The sequence below is a fragment of the Streptomyces sp. AM25 genome (assembly GCF_058146165.1).
In genome coordinates, this window is the sequence record NZ_JBKIWN010000133.1 from 26,139 (window position 1) to 50,903 (window position 24,765).

Consider the following 24,765-nt stretch of genomic DNA (forward strand, 5'->3'; position numbering starts at 1 on the left):
TCGGACAGGCAACCGGCTCCTCTCGGCGTTCTTTCCGCCGATCGAGCAAGTCGCTACCCCTACCGATCATGCTTTGGCCGGCCATTGCGGCCTGCCTGTGCAGCACCCGGAACCGCCTCGACCTGGAGGTGCGATGCGGGTGGGTTAAGATCATTTAACACCATGAAGCGCGAAACCGCTTCCGAGTGGCCGGACGGGCGACCCTCCGGCGCGACGGGGCCGCGACACTGCCCCTCCCTGAAGCTCGACCCGACACGTACACCAACGCCCCGCCGGGCAGCGCCTGTTATGCGCGGAGCGTTCTTCCGGAGGTAAGTCAATGAGCGGTGCTGGCGAAACGCCAGGGGGGACACCCCGAACTCAGGAAGAGAAGATCAATTACCTGCTAGAGCATGCCATCCCGTCCGGAGAGAAACGCCCGTCAGACAGGCAAATTGCTCACGCGATCAACGAAAAGGCGGGAAAGCAAGTCGTCTCCCACGTCACATTGTGGCAAGCTCGCACCGGCGTGCGCGAGATAGATTCCGAAGACAAACTTGCCGCGCTAGCTGACTACTTCGACGTAAGCCCGCTCTTCTTCCAGCCGAACGATGAAGTCGTCAGCCAGGTGGTCGAAGGCTTGAGATTTCTCGCTTCACTACGGTCGGGCGACATCACGGGAGTCGCGGCGCGCGGCGCCCGCACGCATGGCGTATCAGCCGACATGCTCGCCTATTTGAACGAAATCATTGACGATCTCACCGAGTCCGGTGAGCTGACATATCGCCCAGATTCAGACTCGTCTGGATGACCACACAACCCGCCACGCGCCTTCTCGTTTGCAATCGAGGAGCACCGATCTTCCTTGCTGAGGCCCTGATGTCACTGCGCAAGCTTCGCAAACAGTGCGAAGAGCAGTTGGCGGATATGCCGATGCCAGACCCGTTCAGTATTCCTGCTCTGGTGCGTGCGCTGGAGAAGCGCCGCAGGCGTCGGATCTTCCTCCTGCCGATGCCCGACAACGTCCTGAACCCTGACGCGGCTTGCGGACTCTGGGCCAAGCACCCCGTAGCCGACATCGTCCTCTTTGTACGCGGCACAACTCCGTACCACCAGGACCACATCATCCTGCACGAGCTCTCCCACTTGTGGTGGGAGCACGGCAACGCTCTGACCCCTGAACAGATGCAACGGCTGCTCCCGCACCTCGGCACCAAGCTGATCACCAAGTTCATCGGCCAGGTGCCTGTGATGGGACGCACCACTCACACCGGACTGGAGGAACAGCAAGCAGAGATGACAGCCGAGATCATCCACCAGCGTGCACGGGAACTCACTGGTCACAGCAGCGACATGCTGTCCAGGTTGAGCAAGAGTCTGTCGCACCCTGTAGCGAAGAGACGTAAGAGCCGAGGAGTGAAGTAGCAATGCTCGATAGCCTTGGGTACGCCGTCGCCGGCCTGCTGTGGCTCACCTCTATCTGGCGGTTCTCCTCTGCCCTATGGGGTGACGCGCAACGCCGCGCGCTATGGGGCTGCTACACCGCCTTCGCAGCCGCATGGACCCTCAAGACGCCTTACGTCGTGCAGCTTGTCAGCAAGAGCGGAATCAATGATCTTTCCACGCTGATCAAGCATTCAATCGCCACGGCTGGCATCTGCCCGCTCCTGCTCTACCTGGTTGCCATGTACGGCACGGACTCTGACAGCGGGCCAGCGGCGCGGCATGTACGCATCGCCCAAGGCGTCGCCCGTCTCGCCACAAAGACTGCGCTCGCCGCGGTTCTTCTGATGGCGGCCCTCTTTTTCTTCGCGATCGACAGATCAGAGCCCACGGAACACTTCATTACGGGCCACGCCGGAGACCCTGGCATGGCGGTGTACATGTGCGTCCTGTACCTCTACTTGGGTTCCGCCGCCGGGGTGTGCTGCTATCAATGGGGCAGTGCTGCGCGTCGCGCGCCGCGCAGCCTCCTGCGCTCAGGACTCGCCATGATGTCGCTCTCCATGGGCATGGCGGTGCTGTATATCCTTCTGCGCGTTGCTTATATCGCTATCACCAGCGTCACGCCCCCTAGCGAGCAGTTCGCCAGCCTCGAAGAGACAGTTACCGAGTCCCTCCAGCTGGCGCTGTTCCCCCTCTTTGCCCTGGGGGCAGGCATACCTGCAACCCAAGCGGCGTGGCGACGGTGGAAGGCATATACCGCGCTGGCCCGGCTCAACCCACTGTGGCGTGACCTCTCCTTGGCCGTTCCCGGTCACACACTCGACAAGCCCGTTCAGCTCTTGCAGGGCCACCGCTTTGGCACCGCCATCAACAAGGTGTTCGATCTGGTGAAGGTCGGCACCCCTGTACAGGTGCGGCTTGCTCGTTATGTGACAGAGATTCACGACGCGATTCTTGACCTGCGGCACTACGCTCCGGAGAACCTGTTCACACGAGCCCTGGAGCATGCGCGGCTCTCCGGAAATGAAGGCACGGCAGCACAGGCGGCCGCCGAAGCCTACTGGCTGAAGGGCGCCCTGCTTGCCAAGACCAGGGGGGACGCTCCAGCACCAACGGCAGCCGAATTCAAATCCGGAGCCGGCGGCGATCTGGACACTGAAGTCCCCTGGCTGCTGGCAGTCCAAGCCGTCTACAAACGCACAAACCATGAGGCAATCGAGAACCTGATACCGACGAAGGCCACTACATGACCACACACGGCTCCCCCGCTGTGGACGTACACGTCCTCTTCCGCCGCGGCGACCTCATCTTGCTATCCCACCGAGGCGGTGACTTCGGATACGGACAATGGTGTCTGCCCGCTGGCAAGTTGGAACCCGATGAGCCTCTTGTCATGGGCGCGATTCGCGAGATGAAGGAGGAGACCGGCGTCGCCATTACCCGCGGCGATCTACGCCTCGTCCACGTCGTCGACGCTCACCGCGGCCAGGGCCATCCCAACCGTATCGGTTTCTTCTTCGAGGCCAGACAATGGACCGGAGAGCCGGAGAACCTGGAGCCGCATAAGTGCCTCGCGCTTGAATGGTTCGACGTCCACAAGCTCCCCCCAAACATCCTCCCCTATTCGGCCGCCGGCTTGCGCGGTGCGCTCGAAGATCCCGCAGGACTGAGCCTATTCGGGTGGGATTCCGTCATACCCCCGGCAGGCCATTCAAGCCAGTAGAACGCCTCTCCGGGCGCCAGAAGACCTTGGCGCAACGCATGCGCCAGGTGGCGTGAAACCAGAAATATCTGATGCCCCCACTGGCGAATCGCAGTGGGGGCATCAAGCATGTGTGCACGCGAAGTGATCTCTAAGAGCTCAGACACCTGCGCTTCGGTCGTATCGCCGAGGATCAAGCCGCTTCCATGACACGCCTTCCAAGACGATCCCGGCGTGCACGAATCTCCGCCCTACGCGGGTCAAGCATGTGGTTCGATCGGGAGTCATCCCTCTCGCACTGTCCGAGGTACTCGTCCAAAGCAGTGATCCGGTACACCACTTTGGCGCCTACACGAAATGACGGCGGGCCGGTGCGACGGTGTCTCCAGGTGCGCAGGGTCGACGCTGCCACGCCTATGTAGACGGCCGCTTCATTCGTCGTCAGAACTGCCTTCGCCATACCAGCCATAGCCTGTGCCACCCGCGCCCAGAGGTTCAATAATGTGACTCCGTCAGCGTATGCAGGAATCAACAAGACACGCCCGTTGAGACAGTGCAACAGCCGGTTTCTGTCGCCGACTTGTGACCTTAACGATCTACCTTGCGCCTCAACAGTCTGCAATATAGATTGCCCATACACAGGTTCGCCACAAGTCCGCAGATTTTTCGCTGCGTTGACGCTGACCCAATGCCTGCCCACGAGGTTCCGCGGGCCACTCCGGCACTTCAACTGCGCCATTAGAGAAGGTGACTCATGCCCGGGTACATAGAGGACCGATGGCTTACTAAAAAGAAGGACCCTGCCACTGGGCAGCGGCGTAGGACCGCACGCTACGGCAAGGGGATGCGCTACCGGGTCGCCGGCGTGCCCGGCGTCGCCGACTGTTCGTTCGCCATCCTCCAGGACGCGAAGGACTGGCTCTCCACGGCCCAGACGGACACCAAGCGCGGCGGGTTCTATGACGTCCGCGACGGCGAGATCACCCTGAACGAATGGGTGGAAACGCACTGGTGGCCTTCCTACGTCTGCGCCCCCTCCACCCGGCCAACCGTGCGCTCGCGGGTGAAGAACCACATCCTCCCCCACCTCGGCACGCTCCCCCTGGCCGCGATCGGGGCAGAGGAGCTGCGCACCTGGAAAGCGACCGTCCGCCAGACCCAGGGGGTCAGCTCCACCCGCGCGGTCTGGAACACGCTGCGGACGATCTTGGAAGCGGCTGTGGAGTCCAGACGGATTCCTTCCAACCCCGTCCGCGCCTCCAAGACCCTCCGGGCCCCGAAGCCGCCCGAGAAGAAGGTACGGGCCTGGGCACGCGAGAAGGTCGTGGCGGTCTACCGCCGGATGCATGACAGATACCGGGTCCTGTTCACCCTCGGGTTCGGCTCCGGCATGCGCCAGGGCGAGGCGTTCGGGTTCAGCCCGGATGACATCGACTGGGAAGCCGGCGAGGTCACCATCCGGCGCCAGCTCCGCCAGGACACCAACGGGAAGATGTACTTCTGCCTGCCCAAGAGAGGCAAGGAACGCACCGTCCCCGTGCCTCCATCGTGGCTGCGGCGCGTCAGGGCGCACATAGCGGCGCATCCGCCCGTCACGGTCACGCTGCCATGGCGCGCCTCAGAAGAGGCCGGGGGCACCCCTGGAGAGGCTCAGGGGGCCGCTGAGGGCGGCGAGAGCGGCCGGGCTGAGGAAATGGTCACCGTCACGCTGCTGACGACGACGGTGACGGGCAAGCCGATCCGCCCCGACGCCTTCAACAAATACATCTGGCGTGAAGCGCTCGGCGCCGCCGGGTACCTCAAGCTCCGCGAGGACCGCCCCCGGGCCACCTCGCGGTGGGAGTCCAACCGTGACGACGGTTTCCATGCTCTTCGTCACACTTTTGCCACCCGGCTCCTGCGGGACGGTGTCAGCATCCTGGCCGTCTCCGAGTGGCTCGGGCACTCCGACCCCGCGTTCACGCTGCGCAAGTACGGACACGTCATGCCCAAGGACAGCGAGCGTGGCCGCGCCTCCATCGAGACGTCGCTGAGCGCCTCCGCGGCTGATTCTCCCCAGATTCTCCCCAGCGCCGCAGGTGATCTTGCCCGATCGGTTGCGGCGGCGCTGGAGAGGGCCCGGCCCGTGGAGGTGTGGAAGGCCCAAATCCCTGGCTCTCAGGGGGACTTGGGGCTTACCGAAGCCGCCGTAGCACTGGCCTCCTGAGGGGTCTCCTCGAAGTCGACCCGCTTCATGTGCTTGTTCATGCTCTTCATCAGCAGCCACACCGCGCCGCCGATCAGGGCGAAGACGATGAAGCCGAGTACGCCGGGCGTGACCTTGTTCTGGTCGAGGTCGGCGGCGAGCGGCACCAGGTTGCTCATCATGGGGTCAATTGTTGCGGATGCCCGCGAAGAGGTCGTCCTCGGGGAGGGACGTGTCGACGAGGGACTTGGCGAGCTCGTACTCCTCGGTCGGCCAGACCTCCCGCTGGAGGTCCATCGGGACCCGGAACCAGCCGCCGTCGGGGTCGATCTGCGTGGCGTGCGCGATCAGCGCCTTGTCGCGGATCTCGAAGAAGTCGCCGCAGGGCACGTAGGTGGTCAGGGTCCGCTCGCGGCCCATCGTCTCCCAGCGCTCCAGCCATTCCCCGTAGGGGGACTCCATGCCGCGCTCCAGCAGGGCGTCGTGCAGGGCCTGGGTGCGGGGGCGGTTGAAGCCCTGGTTGTAGTAGAGCTTCTGCGGCTGCCAGGGTTCGCCGGCCTCGGGGTAGCGCTCGGGGTCGCCCGCGGCCTCGAAGGCGACCATCGAGATCTTGTGGGTCATGATGTGGTCGGGGTGCGGGTAGCCGCCGTTCTCGTCGTACGTGGTGATCACGTGCGGGCGGAACGTGCGGATCAGCGCGACCAGCCGGCCGGCCGCCTCCTCCACGTCCTGCAGGGCGAAGCAGCCCTCCGGCAGCGGGGGCAGCGGGTCGCCCTCGGGCAGGCCGGAGTCGACGAAGCCGAGCCACTCCTGCTTCACGCCGAGGATGTCGCGGGCCTCGGCCATCTCCTTGGCCCGGACCTCGTGGATGTGCTCCTCGATGTACGGGTCGCCCTGGAGCTTGGGGTTGAGGATGGAGCCGCGCTCACCGCCCGTGCAGGTGGCGACCAGCACGTCCACCCCCTCGGACACGTACTTGGCCATCGTGGCCGCGCCCTTGCTCGACTCGTCGTCGGGGTGGGCGTGAACGGCCATCATTCGCAGCTGCTCGGTCAAGGCTCGATCCTCAGTCACTGGTCTCATCAGACGCCTCCTATAGTGACCGAAGGAGGGCGCGATTCATTCCGTGTTCCACAACCGGAATCCGAGGGGGTCGCCCCCGGTCCCGCACTTCCCGTCAGGAGGAATGATCATGGCTGCGGACGGTGCAGCGCTGCCCGAGGGCCGCTACGGCCGCACGGCGGACCAGCGTGCCGACCGCAAGCTGAAGATCACCGGCGCGGTGCTGGGCGCCGCACTGCTGGGCTTCGTCGGCTGGGCCGGTGTGCACTACATCACCAAGACCGACGTCAGCGGTCAGCTGGTCCGCTCGAAGACGGTCTCCGACTCGTCCGTGCAGGCGGTGCTGGAGATCCGCAAGGAGAAGGACGCCACCGGCGTCTGCACGGTGCGCTCGCTGGGCGAGGACGGCACCGAGGTGGCCCGCAAGGACATCACCCTCGACCGCCGCGAGTCCCACTTCACCGAGCTCGTCACGCTCCGCACCACGCAGCGGGCCTCCGCGACGGAACTTGAGGGGTGTCGTCAGGTAACCGGGCGCTGACCTGCCCTGACGCGTTTCTTGCGCATTTCCTCCCCTTTACTTCTTCCCCCTTGACGGGCGGAGTTGTTAGGCTCGTGGTTTCGCCCGCCTTTGAAGGTGCACCCTTCTGAGTAGGGCGTTCATTTGTATCCCCCGGCTGTATCCCAGCTTTCCCAGTACCGACGAGGAGCACCTGTGACCCAGACCAGCGACAACGTCACCTGGCTGACTCAGGAGGCGTACGACCAGCTGAAGGCTGAGCTGGAGTACCTGTCTGGTCCCGCTCGCACCGAGATCGCGATGAAGATCGCGGCGGCCCGCGAGGAGGGTGACCTGCGCGAGAACGGCGGTTACCACGCGGCCAAGGAGGAGCAGGGCAAGCAGGAGCTCCGCGTGCGCCAGCTGACCCAGCTGCTCGAGGCCGCGAAGGTCGGCGAGGCCCCGGCCGCCGACGGTGCCGTGGCGCCCGGCATGGTCGTGACCATCGCCTTCGACGGCGACCCGGACGACACCCTGCACTTCCTGCTCGCCTCCCGCGAATACGCGAGCACGGACATCGAGACCTACTCCCCGCAGTCCCCGCTGGGCTCGGGCGTCAACGGCAAGAAGGTCGGCGAGGACGCCGAGTACGAGCTGCCGAACGGCCGCAAGGCCAAGGTGCGCATCCTGGACGCCAAGCCGTACCAGGGCTGAGCCCCTCCCGTACACCTGTGAAGCCCCGGACCGGTCGACGGTCCGGGGCTTTGTGGTACCGCGCCCCGAAGGGGCGCGGGGAACTGCGCGACCAGCCACGGACGGCCCGCAGCCGCCAGTCCCCGTTCCCAGCGGAGCGATCACGCCGTCGCCGAGCGGTACTTGCGCACCGACAGCGAGCGGAAGACGGCGATGATCAGGACGGACCAGAGCAGCGACGCCCACACCGGGTGCTGCATCGGCCAGGCCCCGGGCACCGGATAGCCGGCGGGGAGGTTGCCGAAGAGCTCCCGCGCCGCCTGCACGGTGGCGCTGAACGGATTCCACTCGGCGATGGTGCGCAGCACCACCGGCATGTTGTCGGCGGGGACGAAGGCGTTGGAGATGAAGGTGAGCGGGAAGAGCCAGATGAGCCCGCCCGAGGTCGCCGCCTCCGGGGTGCGCACCGACAGCCCGATCAGTGCGCCGATCCAGGAGAAGGCGTAGCCGAGCAGGAGCAGCAGGGCGAAGCCGCCGAGCGCCTCCAGGACGCCGTGGTGGATGCGCCAGCCGACGATCACGGCGACGATCGCCAGCACCACCAGCGTCAGCGCGGTCTGCACGAGGTCGGCGAGGGTGCGGCCGGTGAGCACCGCGCCCCGGGCCATGGGCAGTGAACGGAAGCGGTCGATGAGGCCCTTGTGCATGTCGTCGGCGATCCCCGCGCCCGCGCCGGCCGTGGCGAAGGTGACGGTCTGGGCGAAGATGCCCGCCATCAGGAACTGCCGGTAGGTGGCCGGGTCGGTGCTGCCGCCGACGGCGATCGAACCGCCGAAGACGTAGCTGAACAGCACGACGAACATGATCGGTTGGACGAGTCCGAAGACGACGACCTCGGGGATGCGCACCATCCGGATCAGGTTGCGCTGGGCGACGACCAGGGAGTCGTGCACGGACTGGGTGACGCCGCCGCGCGCCCTGGGCACCGCTTTCCTGGAGACGATCTCGCCGGTGGCGCTCATGGTGCGGCCCCTTCCTGCGCGCGCTCCGCCTGCTCCTCCGCCTCCTCGGCGGTGTGTCCGGTGAGGGAGATGAAGACGTCGTCGAGGGTGGGGCGGCGCAGGGCGATGTCGTCGATCTCGATGCCGCGGCCGTCGAGTTCGCGGATCACCTCGGCGAGGAGCCTGGCCCCGCCGGAGACCGGGACGGTGACCTTGCGGGTGTGCTCCTCGACGGCGGTCGCGCCCGTGCCGAAGGCGTGCAGCACCTGTTCGGCGACGGGTATGTGCTCGCGTTCGTGCACGACGACCTCGACGCGCTCCCCTCCTGTGCGCGCCTTGAGCTGGTCGGAGGTGCCGCGGGCGATGACGCGCCCGTGGTCGACGACGGCGATGTCGTGGGCGAGGCGGTCGGCCTCCTCCAGGTACTGGGTGGTGAGCAGCAGGGTCGTGCCGCCGGCCACCAACTCCTCGATGACCTCCCACAGTTGCTGCCGGTTGCGCGGGTCGAGTCCGGTGGTGGGCTCGTCCATGAACATCACGGGCGGGCTGACGACCAGGGCGGCCGCGAGGTCGAGGCGGCGGCGCATGCCGCCGGAGTAGGTCTTGGCGGGGCGGTCGGCGGCGTCGGCGAGGTTGAAGCGCTCCAGCAGCTCCCCCGCCCGCGACTTGGCGTCGCGCGCGCTCATCTGGTAGAGCCTGCCGACCATCCGGAGATTCTCACGGCCCGTCAAGTATTCGTCGACGGCGGCGAATTGGCCGGAAAGGCCGATGGCGTGGCGGACTTCGTTGGGTTTCTTCAGGACGTCGATGCCGGCCACGACGGCCGAGCCGGTGTCGGGCCGGATGAGAGTGGTGAGGACGCGCACCGTGGTGGTCTTGCCGGCGCCGTTGGGGCCGAGCAGTCCGAGGACGGTCCCTTCCGGGACGTCCAGGTCGACGCCGTCCAGAGCCCTGACGTCGCCGAAGGTCTTGACCAGACCTTCGGCATATATCGCACCTTGCATGGAGCTTCTCCCCGTTGAGGTGACGTAGTTGATTTTACGTTCACCCAGCCCATTCCGCCTCATGAAGGCATTACTCCGCATCACTCCGGCCATTGCCCGGAATCCGGGCATCATCCGGCATCACCGGCACACACCGCCGGCACGTTCAGTGCAGCACCGGATACCCTGCGTCGCGAAGGGCCGCGTCCAACTCGGCGCAGTGCTCCCGCCCCTGCGTCTCCAGGTGCAGCTCCACCTCGGCCTCGGTGGGCCCGAGCCGCGGATCGGTGCGCACGTGGCTGATGTCGAGGACGTTGGCACCGGCCGCGGACAGCACCTCCAGCAGCGCTGCCAGCGCGCCCGGACGGTCCGTCAGACGCACCCGCAGGGACAGGTAGCGGCCCGCGACGGCCAGGCCGTGCCGCAGTACGGCCTGCAGCAGCAGCGGGTCCGCGTTGCCGCCCGAAAGCACCGCCACCACCGGCCCGTCGAACGACCCGGGCGCCGACAGCAGCGCCGCCACCGGGCTCGCCCCGGCCGGTTCGACCACCAGCTTCGCCCGTTCCAGGCACAGCAGCAGCGCCGCGGCCAGCTCGTCCTCGGAGACCGTCCGCACCTCGTCGACCAGCCGCGCGACGATCCGGAACGGCACGTCCCCGGGGCGCCCGACCCTGATGCCGTCCGCCATCGTCACCGGCGCCCGCACCGTCACCGGACGGCCCGCGGCCAGCGACGGCGGGTAGGCGGCCGCGCCCGCCGCCTGGACGCCCACGATCCGCACGTCCGGCCGCAACGCCTTGACCGCCACGGCGATTCCGGCCGCCAGGCCTCCCCCGCCCATGCCCACGACGACGGTGCCCACCTCGGGGCACTGCTCCAGGATCTCCAGGCCCACCGTGCCCTGCCCGGCCACGACGTCCGGGTCGTCGAAGGGGTGGACGAGGACCGCCCCCGTCCCCTCCGCGTGCACCCGGGCCGCTTCCAGGACGTCGTCCAACGCCTGTCCGTGCAGCCGGACTTCGGCCCCGTACGCCCGGGTCGCGGCGACCTTCGGGAGCGGGGTGCCCTCCGGCATGAAGACCGTGGACCGCACGCCGAGCAGCGAGGCGGCGAGGGCGACGCCCTGCGCGTGGTTGCCGGCGCTGGCGGCGACGACCCCCGCCGCGCGCTGGTCCGGCGCCAGGCGCGCGATGCGCACGTAGGCGCCGCGCACCTTGAACGAGCCGGTGCGCTGCAGGTTCTCGCACTTGAGCCGCACCGGGGTGCCGGCCAGCGCGGAGAGGTGCCGGCTGGCTGCGAGGGGTGTGGTCCGGCAGACCCCGGCCAGCATGCGCTGCGCGGCGAGCACATCGCCCAGCGTGACCGGAATCGTGCCGGAGGCGGGCGTTCCGCCCGGGCCGCCAACTCGTCGGGCCATACCGCCAGTCTCGCAGAACGTGCACGTCACAGGCTTTCCGAGCGCGACCGGAACCGGGCCTACCGTCCGGTTTGTGCAGCACTGGTACGAGCAGCGGAAAGGCCGCGTACTCTGTCCCCCATTCGCGAGCAACCAGCTGGTCCCGCTATCTGTCCTACAGCCCTGCAGAGCCTCTGCCGTCCCCTCCGCCCGCCGCACGAAGTGAGCCCCAGGCCATGCCCATCTCTCCGGACGTGACGACCCAACTAGCCCCCGGTGTTCTCGACGCCCTCCAGCACCAGGTGGCCGTCTTCGCACGCCGTGCAGAACAGACCCGCCTCGGCGGTGTCGGCCGGGTCCACAACACGATGGACCGCGCCGCGTATCTGCTGCTCAACCGCCTTGACCAGGAAGGCCCGATGGGCGTGAAGGCGCTCGCCGCGGGCATGGGAATCGACTCCTCGACCGTCACCCGCCAGGTGGCGCCGCTGGTCGACACCGGCCTGGTCAAGCGCACCTCGCACCCCGAGGACGGCCGCGCGGTCGTCCTGCAGCTCTCGCCCCGCGGCCAGGCCCGCCTGGAGGAGGTGCGCACCTCCCGGCGCGAGCTGATGGCGCTGTGCACCGACGGCTGGAGCGAGGACGAGCGCGACACCTTCTGCTCCCTGCTCACCCGCTTCAACTCCGCGCTCTCGGAGATCCACACCGCCCTGCCGCCGGGCGCGCCCACGTCCTGAGCGGACCGACTCCGGACCGACTCCGGACCGGACTCCGGACCGGACTCTCGACCGAACTCTTGACCGGCCGCCCCCGCTGCCGTCTGCTGGAACCCCGGAAGCCACCGGGGCCGGGGTGTGACGGAGGCGGGGCGTGCGAGAGCGGCAGGCGGCCCGGGAACGCCGCCGCGCCCGGGAGTTCGAGGCATTCGTCGGGGGCGCGGGCGGCCGGCTCCTGCACGCCGCCCGGCTGCTGACCGCCGAGGACCCGCACGGTTCCGGCGCGGCCGACGGCTCACCCGGGGCCGCAGAGCGCCTGCTGACCGCCGCCCTGGCCCGTACCTACGCCGACTGGGACCGGCTCGGCGGCGACGATCCGTACGAGCACACGCGCCGCGAGCTCGCGACCCGCTTCGCGTACTCCGCCCGGCGCTACCGGCAGCCGCGCGGGGGCGTGCTGGAACGGCTCCCGCCGAAGGAGCGCCTGGTGGTGGTCCTGCGGCTCTACGAGGGCGTGGCCGAGGAACAGGCCGCGGCCGGCCTGGGACTGCCCGTGGAACGGGTGCGCGTGCTGTGCACGCGCGCGGTGGCCGCCCTGCGCAGCAGGCCCGCGGGGCCCGTGCCGTGAGCGGCTACGACCGCAAGGAGGACGAGGTCCGGCGGATGCTGGCCCTTCCGCACCCCGCCGTCCCGGCCGGGCTGGCGGGGCGGGCCGCCGAGCGCGGCCGCCGGGTGCTGCGCAGGCGGCGGGCCGTCCGGGCGGCGGCGTGGGTGCTGCTGCTGGCGGCCGTCGTGGCCTTCTGCGTCTGGGCCGTGGTCGTGCACCCGTGGGCGGCCAGACCGGAAGACACGGTTCCGCCGCTTTCAGCGCTGCGGGACCGGTGATTTCCGGCCCCGCTTCGTCATCGGTCCGCGGCTCAGCCCAGGGCCTGGGTGATGTCCGCGACCAGGTCGTCCGCCGACTCGATGCCGACCGACAGACGCACCAGGTCCGCCGGGACCTCCAGCGCGGAACCGGCGACGGAGGCGTGCGTCATCCGGCCCGGGTGCTCGATCAGCGACTCCACGCCGCCCAGCGACTCACCGAGGGTGAACAGCCGCGCACGGTTGCAGACCTCGACCGCCGCCTCCTCGCCGCCCGCGACGCGGAACGACACCATACCGCCGAAGGCGCGCATCTGCTTGGCCGCGACCTCGTGCAGCGGGTGCTCCGGCAGGCCCGGGAAGAAGACCTGCGTGACCTTCGGGTGCGAGACCAGCACCTCGGCGACCCGCTCGGCGTTGGCGCTGTGCCGGTCCATGCGCACCGCGAGCGTCTTGATGCCGCGCAGCGTCAGCCAGGAGTCGAACGGGCCGGCCACGGCGCCCATCGCGTTCTGGTGGAAGGCCAGTTCCTCGGCGAGACCGGCGTCGGCGGTGACGAGCGCGCCGCCGACGACGTCCGAGTGACCGCCCATGTACTTGGTCGTCGAGTGGACCACCACGTCCGCGCCCAGCGCCAGCGGCTGCTGCAGGTAGGGGCTGGCGAAGGTGTTGTCGACCACCAGCTTGGCGCCGGCCTCGTGCGCGATGCCCGCGACGAGGGCGATGTCGGTGATGCCGAGCAGCGGGTTGGAGGGGGTCTCCACCCAGACCACCTTGGTGGTGGGCCGCAGCGCCGCCTTCACGGACGCCGGGTCGGAGGTGTCGGCGACCGACCACTCCACGCCCCAGCGCCCGACGACCTTGGCGAACAGCCGGAAGGTGCCGCCGTAGGCGTCGTTCGGGATCACCACGTGGTCACCGGGGGCGAGGAGCGTGCGCAGCAGGCAGTCCTCGGCGGCCAGGCCGGACGCGAAGGCGAGACCGCGGGCACCGCCCTCCAGCGCCGCCAGGTTCTCCTCCAGGGCGGTGCGGGTGGGGTTGGCGCTGCGGCTGTACTCGTAGCCACCGCGCAGGCCGCCGACGCCGTCCTGCTTGTAGGTGGACACTTGGTAGATGGGCGGTACGACTGCCCCGGTCAGCGGGTCGGGCTCCTGCCCGGCGTGGATGGCCAGGGTCTCGAAAGCTTGCTGGTCGCTCATTGGGCCGAGGGTAGTACCCCGTTGGGGGAAACACCCTGTTCACTTGTAACCGGCGCATGAACGATCCGGCAGCCTGCGGCGTTGTCCGTGTGCAGACCCGAAATCCCTTGTCGTAGGAAGCCCGAACCATGGAGATTCTGTTCCTCCTGATCGCCGTCGTCGTCGTGTGCGGGGTGGTGGTCCCCGCGCTGCGCCGCAGGCGCGCCGCACAGGCGGTGATGCAGGGTGCCGGAGCGGTCGCGGACCCGGTGGGCGGGCAGGGATTCCTGCCGCCCGAGCAGTTGGACGTCCGCCTGCCCGGCCCCGACCCGGAGCTGCTGGCCGCCGTCGACGAGGCCCGGCGCACCCAGGACTGGAAGCCCGCCTCCGAGCTGCTGGCCCGCACGCCCGCGGACGGGTCCGCCGAGCTGCGCTGGCAGCGGGTGCAGACCCTGGCCGGGGCGGCCGTGCGCGAGCTGACGGAGGCCCCCGGCACGGGCGGCATGTGGCTGCGCCACTGGCGGGTGGTGGCCCCCAAGGACCCGGGCGGCGCGGCCGTGCAGGCCGAGTTCCTGGTGCAGCAGGCGCTGCGCGACCCGTCGTCGCAGGACTTCCGCATGATCCTGGAGGAGGCCCGCACGGTCTGCGGGGAGGCGGCGCTGCTCGCCCCCGGCGACCCGGTCCCGTACATCGTCGAGCTCGGCGTCGCGCGCGGGCTGGGAGCGAGCGAGGCGGAGTTCCAGTCGGTGTGGGAGACGGTGCTCTCGCGGGCGCCGCAGCACATGGGCGCCCACCTGGCCGCCCTGCGCTACTGGAGCGCGAAGTGGCACGGCTCGCAGGAGAAGGCCGACGCCTTCGCCCGGCGCGCCGCGGCCGGCGCACCGGAGGGCAGCCTGCTGCCGGCGCTGCCGCTGTTCGCGGTGTACGACCACCTGCCGGACGTCCAGCTGGTGCGCAGCCTGTTCCGGAGCGAGGTGATCGCCCAGGCGATCGAGGCCGCGCAGTACGCGGTGAACCACGCGCCGTCCGATCACCCGGTGCTCCCGCACGTCCGCCACCTGCTGGTGTGGTTCCTGGTGCGCGCCGAGCGCTACGGCGAGGCCGTGGAGCAGCTGCGTGCGGTGGACGGGCACATCGGGGCGGTGCCGTGGACGTACGAGCAGGATCCGGTGGCGGCGTACACGGCGTTCCGGGCCATGGCGGTGGCCGGCTGGCAGGCGGGCCGGAATTACGGGTGACCGCTCGCGCGTTGTGACGTGGTGACGCCCGCCCGCACCCCTCTGGAGCCGTAATGCTGTTCGGACACCGCGAGCCTGTCCTCCCCACCCCCGCCCAGGCCCTCCCCGGCCGGGAGGCCCCCGCGTTCCCGCTCCCCGAGCACCACACGGTCCTGGGTACCCGCCTGGCCGCCCCCTATCCCGAGGGCCTGGCCGTGGCCGACTTCGGCCTGGGCTGCTTCTGGGGCGCGGAGCGCCGCTTCTGGCAGGCGCCGGGAGTGTGGACCACCCTGGTCGGCTACCAGGGCGGCCACACCCCGAACCCGACGTACGAAGAGGTCTGCAGCGGCCGCACGGGCCACACGGAGGCGGTCCGCGTCGTCTACGACCCGGCGGCGACCACGTACGAGGCCCTGCTGAAGCTGTTCTGGGAATCCCACGACCCCACCCAGGGCTTCCGCCAGGGCAACGACCGCGGTACGCAGTACCGTTCGGCGGTCTACACGCACAGCGAGGAGCAGCAGGCTGCGGCGGAGGCGTCGCGGGACGCGTACCAGTCCGTCCTGACGGCGTCGGGCTACGGCCCGATCACGACGGAGATCGGGGCGGCGGGGCCGTTCCACGCGGCGGAGCCGTATCACCAGCAGTACTTGGACAAGAATCCGGCGGGGTACTGCGGGGTCGGGGGGACGGGGGTTTCGTGTCCGGTGGGGGTGGCGCGGGCTGATGGGTGAGGCCACGCATCACCCGTTCGGCGGATGGCCTCCGGTTCCCCACGGCTAGGCTGGGGCCGGGGGCCAGAATCTCGCCCATGGGAGAAGCGATGACAACTTCCGCTGCCGGGCGGCCTCTCATCCCGCAGCCCGCTGCCACGGTGACAGCACTTCGACAGGCTGTCGGGCAGATTGCTCCAGCCGCCCTGCCCGCCTTCACCCGGGAACTCGACCAGGCTGCGGATCAGTCCCGGCAGGGCTCCGACATCGCTCCTCTCCAGCGCTTCATCGCCCAGTGGTCGGTCTACGTCCACATCCGGCGCCGGCCCGAGATCGCCGCCCGCTGCAGGGAGTTGGAAAACCTCGCTGCTACTGGTGATGCCGCTCAGGCCCGCCAGGCCGCTTCGGGTATCGGCGGCATCCTCGACGAGGCACACGCAGCGCTGGGGATCTTCCAGCGGTGAGCGACGTCTGGCTCGTACCTGCCCGGCTTCAGGACGTCGGTTCGCCATGTTCGAGGTACCGAGGGTGGGACAGTTCCCGGGCCGCAATGGCCTGCTTCACGCGTCGAGCAAGCCTGGGAATCAGCAACTCCTCGGCTGCTCCCACCGGGTGGAACTCCGCGGCCAGCAGCTCGTCCTGAGCAAGCTTGATCGCGGCCACGTCCTCCGGTCGCAGCTGCCCGCCGTCGAAGACGTACAGCACCTTGTCGCCCTCCGCTTCGCTCGGCGCCCAGTCCACGACCAGGAGATCGCCGATGGACGGCGAGATGCCCAGCTCTTCCTGCACCTCCCGTCGGCACGCTGCGAGAGGTGATTCACCGACCTCGACGTACCCGCCCGGGATCTCCCACTTCGGCTTGTACGAGGGACGGACCAGCAGCACGTCCCCCCGGACGTTGAAGAACAAGGCCCCCGCTGCCATCCGCGGGCGGGCCATGCGCTTCTCATGCTCGGTCTCGGTCATGCGGTGAGCCTACGGAAGCCATCAGGCGGGGGAGCTGCCGACGAACACCTATCCGAGCAACCCGTGATCGTCTACCCGACAACGCGAATATTGACGATGCCGCATAGACGACCAGCAGTCGACCTCGTACGGTCATGAACAGTTGGCCCAACCAGGGCAGAGAGCCAGGGGGTTCGGCATGGCGCGGGAGGAACTGAGCCGACTCACCGGCAGCGGTAACGGGGAGTGCAATCAGAACGACTGCCCCAACGTGTACCGGGACGAGACGGACGGCCAGATCGTCGTCCAGGGCGAGCAGTGCGAAACTTTCCGGCCTCCAGCCGGTGAGGCACTGGTAAAAATTCCCGAGCACGTACTGAAGGAGGCTGTCCGTGCTCTTGGACGGTGAGGCATGGCAGGCCAAGTTCCGGGACTTTCAGTCCGAGGCATGGCGGCTCGAAACCCTGTCCGCGTACAACGTCCCGCAGGAAGCAGAGCAGATCCGGGCATTCCTGGCCGGGGAGCGTATCGATCCTCATGCGTACGCGAACGAGTACACCGATGACCTCGAGCGGGTGCGCAGGGAGGGAAAGGCCAAGGGGCGCGTGCACATTGTGACGCGCCCGCTCTCGGAATACCTCCGCTTCGAGTTCATGTACTACCGGCCGCACGTCTGGGTCGGTGAGGACATTCGCATCATGGACGTGACCGACCGGCCCAACCCGCTGGCCGGTGTCCAAGACTTCTGGATGTTCGACAAGAAGGAAGTCGTCCTCATGAACTACGAGGCGGACGGAACGCAGACCAGCCGGGAAGTGTTCGAGGGAGACGTGGGTCCCTACGTCGAGCATCAGCGCATCGCCGTCGCCGAGTCAGTGCCCTTCGAGGAGTACGTGAAGGGCCTTGACCTTTGAGCCCGAGGAGCTGAGCCGGTCCAGGACCGACCTGGCAGAGACGCTGAAGACGCCCCCGGCCGGTCCCCCACCACCGGCCGCGGACTGTGATGTGTGCAAGGCCCTGGCCCGGCAGCGGTCCGAAGCCCGTAGTCGCGGTGACTATTCGGCCGAGACCGACCGGAATGTGGAGATCGCGGCGCATTCCAGGGGGCACCAATGGTGATCTCCCCGGAAAAGTGGCGCGAATGTTGGAGTCTCGCCGAGAGGACCGTGGCCGCGCTCCGGAATGCCCTGACCGCGGCAGGAATTCCGGAGTCGGCGCACGGTTCCGTCCGCCCAGTGGTCACCCATGACGGGCAGGTGTACGTGGAGACTCTGATGCTGCGGGCCGACGCGGCAGCGGCCGTGACCGAAGCCCTCGGCCGTCATCGACAGCCGTGATGAAACGCAAGGGGCCCCTCGCCAACCGGCAAAGGGCCCCTTCACTGTGCGCCACCAGGGACTCGAACCCCGGACCCGCTGATTAAGAGTCAGCTGCTCTAACCAACTGAGCTAGCGGCGCGTCGGTGAAATATTACATGAATGTGCGGGCACCCCTGCCCCTCACATCCCTCCCGCCCCTCACGCCAGCTGCGTCCAGCTCACCGAAACAGCCAGGGCCAGATTGACCGCGACCAGAGTCCAAAGCGCCCCCTTCGGAAGTGGCGCCCCCGGCCCCCTCCGGCTCCGCGCCACACCCACCAGGCTGATCAGGAGCGTGAGCACGGCGAGAGCGGTGACGAAGGTGCGCATGATGTCCGTTCGGGTCGGTATGCCGGGACGGTGCCGCGAAGATCGTCCCACGGTCCGGCCGCCCGATCACCGGGAAATCTCGCCAATCGCCCCCCGCCGTGATCCACTGCCCCCATGCAGGGAATGGGGGCAAGCATCATCGCCGTCGTCGGGACGCTGCTCGGCTCCGGCGTCACCTACACGTTCCAGCAGCGCGGCGCCCGGCGCAGTGAGCGGTTTGCGCGGGACGAGAAGCTGCGGCAGGAACGGCTGGACGCGTACTCGTCGTTCGCGGGGAAACTCGTCGACTACCGGCGGAGTCTGATGGAGCGGTGGCTGCAGCAGCACGGCGAAGTGGTGTTCGACAACGACGAGCCCGCGATGCGGGCGCGGTCGTACGAGCTGCGGACGGCGGCCGAAGAGGCGCTGTTCCGGCTGCAGATGCTCACCGACGACGAGCAACTGGTGCGGCATTCGCAGGAGGTGCTGGACTGCGTGGGCGAGATCTTCAAGGCCACCGACCGCGCCGACTGGGACGTCAAGCGGACGGCCGCCAAGGAGGCCATACACGGGTTCGTCGCCGCGGCCAAGCACACGATCACGGAACTGCCCGGGAACACGGAGCTCCCCGCGCCTCGTTGAGCACGGCATGACCGATGCATTCACCGTGCCCATCGTGGTCCGCGGCTACGAGACGGACTCGCAGGGACATCTCAACAGCGCCGTGTACATGCAGTACGCGGAGCACGGCCGCTGGTCCGCACTGGAAGCCGCCGGGATCCGGCAGAGCGACCTGCTGGAGCAGGGGGTTGGGCTGATCGTTCTGGAGACGAACATCAAATACCTCAAGGAGCTGCGCGCCGGCGACGAAGTATCGGTGAGCTGCCGGTACGTCTTCGGCGGAGGGAGGACGCCGAAGACGTTCCGGTTCGAGCAGGAGATCGTCACGGCGGACGGGACGCTCGCCGCCGAGGTGTCCAGCGCCGGCGGGCTGCTGGAGCTGAAGGAGCGGCGGCTGGTGCCCGATCCGCGGGTGTATTTCCGGGCGTTGGCCTCGGATCCCGGGGTGCTCGGGCTCTAGACCGCCGCCCAGTGTGCCCGGTGCGCCCGGAAGCGGAAACGTCCCTCCCCCACCGTCACCTCCGCCTTCGTGAACCCAGCCGCCCGCAGCCGCTCCCCCAGGGTTGCCGGCGGCACCGGCACGCACGTGTCGCCGATGTGGATCAGGCGGAAGCGCAGGCTGGTCAGCGCGTCGCAGCCCGCGAAGACGCCGCCGGGGCGCAGCACCCGGTGGGCCTCCGCGAACAGCCGGTCCTGCGCGGCCGGTGCCGGGACGTGGTGGAGCATCGTGAAGCAGACCACCGTGTCGAACTGCCCGTCCGTGAAGGGCATTCGCACGCCGTCGCCGTGCACTGCCTCCGCCCTCCCCGCGAACTCCTCGCGCAGACGCGCCGCCGAGGCCTCATCGACCTCCAACAAGGTCAGGCGCTGCACCTCATGCCGCAGCAGGACGCGCGTCGTGGCCCCGTACCCGGGACCGATCTCCAGGGTGTCCGGGCCCGGTTCGACCCCGTCGAGGGCCCACGGCAGCATGACGTCCTCGACCGCGCGGGCCCACTTCGCGGAGCTGCACCGGCGGCGGTGGATCAGGTTCATCGGCATGCTGCGAGGCTAGGGAGCGACCGGGGGTGCCGCATACGGGGCAGGAGGACAGGCCATGTCGCAGGACGGACAGGACGGACACGCCATCGCCGTCGGCAGCTTCGCCCTCGACGACGGCGAGTGGTTCACGCCGCACGAGCACCCCACGCACCAGCTGGCGTGGGCGGCGCAGGGGGTGCTGGCCGTGCGGACGGCCGACCGGACCTGGGTGCTGCCGCCGTCCGTGGCGCTGTGGATCCCGGCGGGCGTCCGGCACGCCACGGGGGCGACGAGCGCGGCCCTGGTGCAGAGCCCGTATGTGCGGCCCGACCGCTGCCCGACCGTGCGGAACCCCGTGTGGAGCACCTGGCGGGAGCCCCAAGTCGTCCCCGTCTCGGGGCTGTTGCGCGAGCTCATCGGGCATCTCGCGCAGGACGCGGCCGTCCTCGCCCCGGAGGCGCGGCGCCGGGCGGAGGCCGTCGTCCTCGACCAGCTGCATGCCGTGTCGGTGACGACCGTGCGCGCGCCGATGCCCACGGACCCCCGCGCCCGCGAGGTGGCGGACGCGCTGCGCGCGGACCCGGCGGACGGGCGGTCACTGGCGCAGTGGGGCGCGGTGGTGGGCGCGAGCGCCCGGACGCTGGCCCGTGCCTTCGTCGCGGACACGGGCATGCCGTTCGGTCAGTGGCGCGCCCAGCTGCGCCTGGAGGCGGCGATGCCGCTGCTGGCGGCGGGGGCCACGGTGTCGGCGGCGGCCCGCCGAGTGGGCTACGGCTCGCCGAGCGCCTTCGTGGCGGCGTTCCGCAGGGGGGTGGGGGTGCCCCCCGGCACGTATTTCAGCCGCTGAGGATCCGCTGAGGCTCAGTCCCGCAGCACCGCCGAGTCCGCCGCCTCCGCCCCCTGCGCCCACCCGTCCGCGTCCCGCCCGCGCAGCCGGTGCGCGGTGGTCTCGGGGAACAGCTGCTGCGCCGTCTCGCCGACCGCCACGTCGCGGGCGGCGAGCACCGGCAGGACCTCGGACCGCGGCTCCTGCGCGGTGACGTCGCGCACGGCGGCGGCGAGGCGTTCGCCGATGCGGGCCGCGTAGGAGATCAGGAAGGACTCGCGGAGGTCGCGCGTGCGGCGCGAACGGCCGCGGGCGTGGTGATCGTCGGCGGCGCGCCGCATCGCTGCCGTGGCCTGCACGAGGAGCGAGGTGTACATGAGCTCCACCAGCTCCAGGTCCGCCTCGAAGCCGACGACCGTGGAGAAGCCGTACTCGCCGGACCACACGGCCTGGCAGTGGTTGGCCGCGGCCACGGCGTCCAGGAGCAGGGCCTTGGCCGACTCGTACGGGCCCTCGACCCCGATCCGGCAGGCCTCCGGGCCGTCGCCGTCCCCCCGGCCCGCGGAACCGGCGGATGCGGCGGCGGCCAGGGCCGCCTCGTCCAGCGCGTGCCGGGCCATGAGCTCCTGGGCCTTCGCCGAGAGCGCCTCGGCCTCCTCCGGGAACTGCGTCGACTCGGCCTTCGCCAGCAGGGCGCGGATCCGGCCGAGCATGCGGGGCTCCACGGCGGTGCAGGTCTGCAGGTGCCCGGTGCCGGGCAGCGGGCCGACGGCGCCGATCCGCGGCAGGGAGCCGATCATGCGCAGGGCGCCGAGCGCGCAGGCGACGGTCTCGAAGCGGCCGAGCCGCTCGCGTGCCGCGAAGCCCGCGAGGAAGTCGTCGTCGGTCTCCCACCAGACGCGGGCCTCCAGCTCGCGCAGCTGCGCCGTCCAGCGTGCGCCGAGCGTCTCGGGGGCGTAGCGGCGGGCCTCGGCGGCGATGACGTCGACGGTGAACCGCGCCTCGGTGGCCGGGAGTTGTGCACGTACGAGCCGGACGACGTCGGCGGGCTGCCAGCCGCGCTCCCAGCAGCCGCGCACGGCCGCGGAGGCGACGCGGACGACGGCGCGGCCGAGGGCCTCCGCGCCGGCGGGAGCGGCGGTCAGGGCGGAGGCGGCGGCGTAGACGGCGTCGTCGAGGTCGTCGGCGGAACCGGTGAAGGCGCGCAGGGTGCGCACGGCCGTCTCGACTGCCGCGGTCAGTTCGGTCTCGTCGGGCCGCTCGGGCCTCCTGCGCTGGGCCACGGTCTCTCTTTCCTGCGGGCGCTACGGGCGTGCACCGCGTTTGCGGGCGCGTACGCATGTGCGTACGTCTCCATTCTCGCGGACGGCGCGCCCTGCTCCCGGGCCCGGTTCACAGCCGGAACCGACAGATGCCCACCGAACGTTCGGGACGGTAGCCGAGGAGCTTGTTGACCGCGCGCATCGGACCGTTGTCGTCGGCGACGGAGGTGACGATCTCCCGTACGGGCAGGCCCTGTTCGGCAAGCAGCTGCACCATGCGGAGCTTGACGGCACGGCCCAGGCCGCGGCCGCGGTGGGCGGGGGCCACGGCGGTGCCGTGCTGATGGGCGCGCACGTCGCCCGGGGAGCGTTGCACCAGCTCCGTACAGGCGGCGTGGGTGCCGTCGGGGGCGACGGCGACGACGGTGAGCATCACGCCGCCGCGGTCGGTGACCGTCTGCTGGTCGGTACGGACGCGGGCGGCGTCCCAGCGGTGCGGCACCAGGTCCAGGTCGCCCGAGGGACTGTCGGCCATGGCGCCGCGCACGGCCGCGAAGGGGGCGGCGTGCTCTTCGGGCACGACACCGGTCCAGCACAGGAAGCGGTAACCGGAGGGCAGTTGGGCACTCTCGCCGGCGACGTCCACAAGACGCTGGACGTAGACCACGAGTGGCAGGGCGCACGTGAAACCGTGTGCTGCCGCGAACTCGGCGCCTGCGCTGCCGAGTTCGACCAGGAGGTTCACGGAGGTGCACCCCTCCTCGGCGAGCGCCTTCCGCACCTCCTGCCACAGTCGCTCGCCGATGCCGCGGCGCCGCATGCCGGGGCGGACGGCAAACCGGCCGAGCCAGGCCGTCGTCCGGTTCTCCACGCCGCCGAAGAGCCGCAGCGAGGCGACTCCGGCGTACCGCCCCGGGTCCGGCCCGCGCCGGCCCTGCTGCAGCACGGCCAGTTGAACTGCTCTGCCGTCCACCGGGGGCACGCACAGCAGTCCCGCGGTCTCGACGCGGCCCGGCGGCGGCACGGAGGGCGGCAGGTCGTGCGCGTGCGCAGCGGTGACCACCGCGTGCCACGCGTCGATCTCGAGTTCGGACGGACGGGCGCGCAGGCGCAGCAGGTCGCTCATCCTGCGCACGGTACGGCTCGCGGCGCGCACTGTCGTCGGCATTTCCATGGGCCCGGGGTGTTGCCGCAGGCACGGGGCGCACGCCCGGTCCAGCAGCATCGTGCGCACCGATTTCAGCGTGTCGGTGTATTGACCAGGAGTTTGGGTAGCGGTGAGTAGTCGAAAAGATACGTTGCGCGTTCAACGCGTGGCGGAGGGGGAGGGGGAAGCAGGTGGCAACACCTCTGCAGCGTCCGACCGACAGCCCGGCCGGCGGGCCCGGTGAACCGGCCGGGATCACCGCAACCACGCCGGGCGCCGCTCCCGGGGCACCCGGCGCCTGGCCGGTCCTCGGCCACACGCCCGCCCTGATGCGGCGCCCGCTGGAGTTCGTCACGTCGCTGACGGCCCACGGCGACGTCGTCCGGGTGCGCCTGGGCAGGCTGCCGGCGTACGCGCTCACGCACCCGGCGCTCGTGCGGCACGTCCTCGTCGACGGCGCGCGCGACTTCTCGCGCGGGCGGCTCTTCGACAAGGCGTCCGCCTTCCTCGGCGAGGGGCTCGCGGCGACGTCGGGCCCGCAGCACCGCCGCCAACGGCGCGTCATCCAGCCCGCGTTCAGCCAGCAGCGCATCGCCGCCTGCGTCCCGGTCATGCACCACGCCGCCCAGCACATCACATCCGGCTGGACCCCGGGCCGGACGGTCGCGGTGGACCACGCGATGAACGACTACTCGCTCGCGGTCGTCACCCGGGCCCTGCTCCCGGACCGCCTGGAGACCCGCTCCGGCGAGGCCTTCCAGCAGGCCCTGCCCGTGCTCACACGCGGCATGATGGTCCGGATGATCCTGCCCGAGTGGTGGACGCGCCTGCCCACCCCGGGCAACCGCCGCTTCGAGCGGGCCCGCAGGACGATGACGGCGCTCGTCGCGGAGGCGGTGGCGGCGCAGCGCGCCGCGGGCCCGCAGGGCGGGGGCATGCTGTCCGCCCTCCTCGCGCCACAGGACGGGCCGGACGGGCCCGCCGATGCCGAACAGGGCCTGACCGCCCGCCAGTTCCAGGACCACGTGACGAGCATCGCCATGGCGGGAGTGGAGACCACCGGCGCCTCCCTGGCCTGGTTCTTCCACGAACTGGGCCGCCACCCCGAGCTGGAGGCGCGGGTCCACGCCGAGGTCGACACGATGCCGGACGGCCGCCCGCCGCGCCACGAGGACCTGCCGCGGCTGCAGTTCACCACGCGCGTCATCCTGGAGACCCTGCGCCGCTACGCCCCCTGGCTGATCACCCGCCGCGCCAGGACACCGGTCCGGCTGGGCGCGGTGACGGTCCCGGCCGGCGCGGAGATCCTCTACAGCCCGTACGCCCTGCACCACGACGCCCGCTGGCACCCCGAGCCCCACCGCTTCGACCCCGACCGCTGGCTACCGGACCGCAGCCGCGCCCTGCCCCGCGGCACCTTCCTCCCCTTCGGCGCGGGCGCCCACAAGTGCATCGGCGACGCCTTCGCCCTCACCGAGATGACGGTCGCCGCCGCCGTGATCTGCCGCCACTGGCGCCTCCGCCCGGCCCCGGGCGTCCGGGTGCGGGCGGTGGCCCGGGCGGAGATCCACCCGGACGCGCTGCCGATGGTCGTGGAGCGGCGCTGAGCCCTGCAGCCGCCCGGGAAACCTGCGGCCGCCCGG

The 24,765-nt window shown here is 69.9% G+C and carries 29 protein-coding genes and 2 tRNA genes; 19 read left to right on the top strand and 12 right to left on the bottom strand.

Going from position 1 to position 24,765, the window contains the following annotated elements; all coding sequences use genetic code 11:
- Positions 1-319 precede the first annotated feature (319 nt).
- From ACLHRZ_RS37415 to ACLHRZ_RS37430, 4 genes are all read left to right on the top strand, one after another.
- A complete protein-coding gene (locus ACLHRZ_RS37415) occupies positions 320-790 on the top strand; it encodes a hypothetical protein (protein ID WP_490423043.1) in 471 nt (156 codons plus the stop codon).
- Positions 787-1,404, top strand: a complete 618-nt coding sequence (locus tag ACLHRZ_RS37420) for a toxin (protein WP_490423044.1) — start codon at positions 787-789, stop codon at positions 1,402-1,404. Before ACLHRZ_RS37415 ends, ACLHRZ_RS37420 begins: the two co-directional genes overlap by 4 nt.
- A 1,067-nt stretch (positions 1,405-2,471) precedes the next feature.
- Positions 2,472-2,571 (top strand) — tRNA-Gly (locus ACLHRZ_RS37425).
- Between the two features lie 100 nt (positions 2,572-2,671).
- Positions 2,672-3,148 (top strand): NUDIX hydrolase, encoded by a 477-nt coding sequence (locus ACLHRZ_RS37430; RefSeq protein WP_490423045.1) that lies wholly within the window; start codon positions 2,672-2,674, stop codon positions 3,146-3,148.
- Positions 3,149-3,320: 172 nt separating this feature from the next.
- Here the strand turns inward: ACLHRZ_RS37430 and ACLHRZ_RS37435 are convergent, their stop codons facing one another.
- Entirely contained in the window at positions 3,321-3,866 is a 546-nt protein-coding gene (locus tag ACLHRZ_RS37435) for a helix-turn-helix transcriptional regulator (RefSeq protein ID WP_490423046.1), read from the bottom strand.
- A gap of 105 nt (positions 3,867-3,971) precedes the next feature.
- Between ACLHRZ_RS37435 and ACLHRZ_RS37440 the strand changes: the two genes are divergently transcribed.
- A complete protein-coding gene (locus ACLHRZ_RS37440; RefSeq protein WP_490423047.1) occupies positions 3,972-5,333 on the top strand; it encodes a tyrosine-type recombinase/integrase in 1,362 nt (453 codons plus the stop codon).
- Here the strand turns inward: ACLHRZ_RS37440 and ACLHRZ_RS37445 are convergent.
- Positions 5,285-5,491 carry a hypothetical protein gene (locus ACLHRZ_RS37445; RefSeq protein ID WP_490423354.1) on the bottom strand — a complete coding sequence of 69 codons (207 nt, stop codon included), beginning with the start codon at positions 5,489-5,491 and terminating at the stop codon, positions 5,285-5,287. The two genes, ACLHRZ_RS37440 and ACLHRZ_RS37445, sit on opposite strands and share 49 nt — an antisense overlap.
- A 7-nt stretch (positions 5,492-5,498) precedes the next feature.
- Positions 5,499-6,368: a mycothiol conjugate amidase Mca gene (mca, locus tag ACLHRZ_RS37450; protein WP_490423048.1), complete on the bottom strand. Its 870-nt coding sequence runs from the start codon at positions 6,366-6,368 to the stop codon at positions 5,499-5,501.
- Between the two features lie 136 nt (positions 6,369-6,504).
- Between mca and ACLHRZ_RS37455 the strand changes: the two genes are divergently transcribed.
- Together ACLHRZ_RS37455 and greA are read left to right on the top strand one after the other, a co-directional pair.
- Complete coding sequence (locus ACLHRZ_RS37455) at positions 6,505-6,915, top strand: DUF4307 domain-containing protein (RefSeq protein ID WP_490423049.1); 411 nt, start codon at positions 6,505-6,507, stop codon at positions 6,913-6,915.
- Positions 6,916-7,089: 174 nt separating this feature from the next.
- Positions 7,090-7,587, top strand: a complete 498-nt coding sequence (gene greA, locus ACLHRZ_RS37460; RefSeq protein ID WP_490423050.1) for a transcription elongation factor GreA — start codon at positions 7,090-7,092, stop codon at positions 7,585-7,587.
- 140 nt (positions 7,588-7,727) lie between these two features.
- Here greA and ACLHRZ_RS37465 read toward each other — a convergent pair whose 3' ends face one another.
- The 3 genes from ACLHRZ_RS37465 to ilvA form a co-directional block, all read right to left on the bottom strand.
- The gene (locus tag ACLHRZ_RS37465) at positions 7,728-8,588 is read right to left on the bottom strand and encodes an ABC transporter permease (RefSeq protein ID WP_490423051.1); all 861 of its coding nucleotides are present in this window, start codon (positions 8,586-8,588) and stop codon (positions 7,728-7,730) included.
- Entirely contained in the window at positions 8,585-9,571 is a 987-nt protein-coding gene (locus tag ACLHRZ_RS37470) for an ATP-binding cassette domain-containing protein (RefSeq protein ID WP_490423052.1), read from the bottom strand. Before ACLHRZ_RS37470 ends, ACLHRZ_RS37465 begins: the two co-directional genes overlap by 4 nt.
- 145 nt (positions 9,572-9,716) lie before the next feature.
- Positions 9,717-10,967 (bottom strand): threonine ammonia-lyase, encoded by a 1,251-nt coding sequence (ilvA, locus tag ACLHRZ_RS37475; protein ID WP_490423053.1) that lies wholly within the window; start codon positions 10,965-10,967, stop codon positions 9,717-9,719.
- A gap of 215 nt (positions 10,968-11,182) precedes the next feature.
- Between ilvA and ACLHRZ_RS37480 the strand changes: the two genes are divergently transcribed.
- From ACLHRZ_RS37480 to ACLHRZ_RS37490, 3 genes are all read left to right on the top strand, one after another.
- A complete protein-coding gene (locus tag ACLHRZ_RS37480) occupies positions 11,183-11,683 on the top strand; it encodes a MarR family winged helix-turn-helix transcriptional regulator (protein WP_490423054.1) in 501 nt (166 codons plus the stop codon).
- 133 nt (positions 11,684-11,816) lie between these two features.
- Positions 11,817-12,290 (top strand): sigma factor-like helix-turn-helix DNA-binding protein, encoded by a 474-nt coding sequence (locus ACLHRZ_RS37485; RefSeq protein WP_490423055.1) that lies wholly within the window; start codon positions 11,817-11,819, stop codon positions 12,288-12,290.
- The gene (locus tag ACLHRZ_RS37490) at positions 12,287-12,547 is read left to right on the top strand and encodes a hypothetical protein (RefSeq protein ID WP_490423056.1); all 261 of its coding nucleotides are present in this window, start codon (positions 12,287-12,289) and stop codon (positions 12,545-12,547) included. Before ACLHRZ_RS37485 ends, ACLHRZ_RS37490 begins: the two co-directional genes overlap by 4 nt.
- 32 nt (positions 12,548-12,579) lie before the next feature.
- On the opposite strand, the gene ACLHRZ_RS37495 is transcribed toward ACLHRZ_RS37490, so the two are convergent.
- Positions 12,580-13,725, bottom strand: a complete 1,146-nt coding sequence (locus ACLHRZ_RS37495) for a cystathionine gamma-synthase (RefSeq protein WP_490423057.1) — start codon at positions 13,723-13,725, stop codon at positions 12,580-12,582.
- A 128-nt stretch (positions 13,726-13,853) separates the two neighbouring features.
- On the opposite strand from ACLHRZ_RS37495, the gene ACLHRZ_RS37500 reads away from it, so the two are divergent.
- The 3 genes from ACLHRZ_RS37500 to ACLHRZ_RS37510 all read left to right on the top strand — a co-directional run bounded on the left by ACLHRZ_RS37500 (position 13,854) and on the right by ACLHRZ_RS37510 (position 16,098).
- Positions 13,854-14,942, top strand: a complete 1,089-nt coding sequence (locus tag ACLHRZ_RS37500) for a hypothetical protein (RefSeq protein WP_490423058.1) — start codon at positions 13,854-13,856, stop codon at positions 14,940-14,942.
- A 53-nt stretch (positions 14,943-14,995) separates the two neighbouring features.
- The gene (msrA, locus tag ACLHRZ_RS37505; protein ID WP_490423059.1) at positions 14,996-15,655 is read left to right on the top strand and encodes a peptide-methionine (S)-S-oxide reductase MsrA; all 660 of its coding nucleotides are present in this window, start codon (positions 14,996-14,998) and stop codon (positions 15,653-15,655) included.
- A gap of 89 nt (positions 15,656-15,744) precedes the next feature.
- Complete coding sequence (locus ACLHRZ_RS37510) at positions 15,745-16,098, top strand: DUF6247 family protein (RefSeq protein ID WP_490423060.1); 354 nt, start codon at positions 15,745-15,747, stop codon at positions 16,096-16,098.
- A 28-nt stretch (positions 16,099-16,126) separates the two neighbouring features.
- Here the strand turns inward: ACLHRZ_RS37510 and ACLHRZ_RS37515 are convergent, their stop codons facing one another.
- Positions 16,127-16,600, bottom strand: coding sequence for an NUDIX domain-containing protein (locus tag ACLHRZ_RS37515; RefSeq protein ID WP_490423061.1), 474 nt, complete (start codon positions 16,598-16,600; stop codon positions 16,127-16,129).
- Between the two features lie 178 nt (positions 16,601-16,778).
- Here ACLHRZ_RS37515 and ACLHRZ_RS37520 point away from each other — a divergent pair, with 178 nt between their 5' ends.
- Both ACLHRZ_RS37520 and ACLHRZ_RS37525 read left to right on the top strand, forming a co-directional pair.
- On the top strand, positions 16,779-16,988 hold the full coding sequence (locus ACLHRZ_RS37520; protein WP_490423062.1) for a hypothetical protein: 210 nt from the start codon (positions 16,779-16,781) through the stop codon (positions 16,986-16,988).
- The gene (locus ACLHRZ_RS37525) at positions 16,972-17,493 is read left to right on the top strand and encodes a DUF6879 family protein (RefSeq protein ID WP_490423063.1); all 522 of its coding nucleotides are present in this window, start codon (positions 16,972-16,974) and stop codon (positions 17,491-17,493) included. Before ACLHRZ_RS37520 ends, ACLHRZ_RS37525 begins: the two co-directional genes overlap by 17 nt.
- A gap of 470 nt (positions 17,494-17,963) precedes the next feature.
- Here the strand turns inward: ACLHRZ_RS37525 and ACLHRZ_RS37530 are convergent.
- Positions 17,964-18,037: transfer RNA gene (locus ACLHRZ_RS37530), tRNA-Lys, on the bottom strand.
- Between the two features lie 353 nt (positions 18,038-18,390).
- Here ACLHRZ_RS37530 and kilB point away from each other — a divergent pair.
- A complete protein-coding gene (gene kilB / locus ACLHRZ_RS37535; RefSeq protein WP_490423064.1) occupies positions 18,391-18,888 on the top strand; it encodes a plasmid transfer protein KilB in 498 nt (165 codons plus the stop codon).
- Between the two features lie 7 nt (positions 18,889-18,895).
- Positions 18,896-19,327, top strand: a complete 432-nt coding sequence (locus ACLHRZ_RS37540; protein ID WP_490423065.1) for an acyl-CoA thioesterase — start codon at positions 18,896-18,898, stop codon at positions 19,325-19,327.
- Here ACLHRZ_RS37540 and ACLHRZ_RS37545 read toward each other — a convergent pair.
- Complete coding sequence (locus ACLHRZ_RS37545) at positions 19,324-19,908, bottom strand: class I SAM-dependent methyltransferase (RefSeq protein ID WP_490423066.1); 585 nt, start codon at positions 19,906-19,908, stop codon at positions 19,324-19,326. The two genes, ACLHRZ_RS37540 and ACLHRZ_RS37545, sit on opposite strands and share 4 nt — an antisense overlap.
- Positions 19,909-19,963: 55 nt before the next feature.
- Between ACLHRZ_RS37545 and ACLHRZ_RS37550 the strand changes: the two genes are divergently transcribed.
- A complete protein-coding gene (locus tag ACLHRZ_RS37550) occupies positions 19,964-20,734 on the top strand; it encodes an AraC family transcriptional regulator (RefSeq protein ID WP_490423067.1) in 771 nt (256 codons plus the stop codon).
- A 14-nt stretch (positions 20,735-20,748) separates the two neighbouring features.
- On the opposite strand, the gene ACLHRZ_RS37555 is transcribed toward ACLHRZ_RS37550, so the two are convergent.
- Both ACLHRZ_RS37555 and ACLHRZ_RS37560 read right to left on the bottom strand, forming a co-directional pair.
- Positions 20,749-21,996, bottom strand: coding sequence for a DUF2786 domain-containing protein (locus ACLHRZ_RS37555; protein ID WP_490423068.1), 1,248 nt, complete (start codon positions 21,994-21,996; stop codon positions 20,749-20,751).
- A 109-nt stretch (positions 21,997-22,105) separates the two neighbouring features.
- Positions 22,106-23,101 (bottom strand): GNAT family N-acetyltransferase, encoded by a 996-nt coding sequence (locus ACLHRZ_RS37560; protein WP_490423069.1) that lies wholly within the window; start codon positions 23,099-23,101, stop codon positions 22,106-22,108.
- Positions 23,102-23,313: 212 nt separating this feature from the next.
- Here ACLHRZ_RS37560 and ACLHRZ_RS37565 point away from each other — a divergent pair, with 212 nt between their 5' ends.
- Positions 23,314-24,729, top strand: a complete 1,416-nt coding sequence (locus tag ACLHRZ_RS37565) for a cytochrome P450 (protein WP_490423070.1) — start codon at positions 23,314-23,316, stop codon at positions 24,727-24,729.
- Positions 24,730-24,765 lie beyond the last annotated feature (36 nt).

Excerpts from the sequence above, each read along its gene's own strand:
- ACLHRZ_RS37415 (WP_490423043.1), top strand. The coding sequence starts at position 320 with ATGAGCGGTGCTGGCGAAACGCCAGGGGGGACACCCCGAACTCAGGAA.
- ACLHRZ_RS37420 (WP_490423044.1), top strand. The coding sequence starts at position 787 with ATGACCACACAACCCGCCACGCGCCTTCTCGTTTGCAATCGAGGAGCA.
- ACLHRZ_RS37430 (WP_490423045.1), top strand. The coding sequence starts at position 2,672 with ATGACCACACACGGCTCCCCCGCTGTGGACGTACACGTCCTCTTCCGC.
- ACLHRZ_RS37435 (WP_490423046.1), bottom strand. The coding sequence starts at position 3,866 with ATGGCGCAGTTGAAGTGCCGGAGTGGCCCGCGGAACCTCGTGGGCAGG.
- ACLHRZ_RS37440 (WP_490423047.1), top strand. The coding sequence starts at position 3,972 with ATGCGCTACCGGGTCGCCGGCGTGCCCGGCGTCGCCGACTGTTCGTTC.
- ACLHRZ_RS37445 (WP_490423354.1), bottom strand. The coding sequence starts at position 5,491 with ATGAGCAACCTGGTGCCGCTCGCCGCCGACCTCGACCAGAACAAGGTC.
- ACLHRZ_RS37455 (WP_490423049.1), top strand. The coding sequence starts at position 6,505 with ATGGCTGCGGACGGTGCAGCGCTGCCCGAGGGCCGCTACGGCCGCACG.
- ACLHRZ_RS37465 (WP_490423051.1), bottom strand. The coding sequence starts at position 8,588 with ATGAGCGCCACCGGCGAGATCGTCTCCAGGAAAGCGGTGCCCAGGGCG.
- ACLHRZ_RS37470 (WP_490423052.1), bottom strand. The coding sequence starts at position 9,571 with ATGCAAGGTGCGATATATGCCGAAGGTCTGGTCAAGACCTTCGGCGAC.
- ilvA (WP_490423053.1), bottom strand. The coding sequence starts at position 10,967 with ATGGCCCGACGAGTTGGCGGCCCGGGCGGAACGCCCGCCTCCGGCACG.
- ACLHRZ_RS37480 (WP_490423054.1), top strand. The coding sequence starts at position 11,183 with ATGCCCATCTCTCCGGACGTGACGACCCAACTAGCCCCCGGTGTTCTC.
- ACLHRZ_RS37495 (WP_490423057.1), bottom strand. The coding sequence starts at position 13,725 with ATGAGCGACCAGCAAGCTTTCGAGACCCTGGCCATCCACGCCGGGCAG.
- ACLHRZ_RS37500 (WP_490423058.1), top strand. The coding sequence starts at position 13,854 with ATGGAGATTCTGTTCCTCCTGATCGCCGTCGTCGTCGTGTGCGGGGTG.
- msrA (WP_490423059.1), top strand. The coding sequence starts at position 14,996 with ATGCTGTTCGGACACCGCGAGCCTGTCCTCCCCACCCCCGCCCAGGCC.
- ACLHRZ_RS37510 (WP_490423060.1), top strand. The coding sequence starts at position 15,745 with ATGACAACTTCCGCTGCCGGGCGGCCTCTCATCCCGCAGCCCGCTGCC.
- ACLHRZ_RS37515 (WP_490423061.1), bottom strand. The coding sequence starts at position 16,600 with ATGACCGAGACCGAGCATGAGAAGCGCATGGCCCGCCCGCGGATGGCA.
- ACLHRZ_RS37520 (WP_490423062.1), top strand. The coding sequence starts at position 16,779 with ATGGCGCGGGAGGAACTGAGCCGACTCACCGGCAGCGGTAACGGGGAG.
- kilB (WP_490423064.1), top strand. The coding sequence starts at position 18,391 with ATGGGGGCAAGCATCATCGCCGTCGTCGGGACGCTGCTCGGCTCCGGC.
- ACLHRZ_RS37540 (WP_490423065.1), top strand. The coding sequence starts at position 18,896 with ATGACCGATGCATTCACCGTGCCCATCGTGGTCCGCGGCTACGAGACG.
- ACLHRZ_RS37545 (WP_490423066.1), bottom strand. The coding sequence starts at position 19,908 with ATGCCGATGAACCTGATCCACCGCCGCCGGTGCAGCTCCGCGAAGTGG.
- ACLHRZ_RS37550 (WP_490423067.1), top strand. The coding sequence starts at position 19,964 with ATGTCGCAGGACGGACAGGACGGACACGCCATCGCCGTCGGCAGCTTC.
- ACLHRZ_RS37560 (WP_490423069.1), bottom strand. The coding sequence starts at position 23,101 with ATGAGCGACCTGCTGCGCCTGCGCGCCCGTCCGTCCGAACTCGAGATC.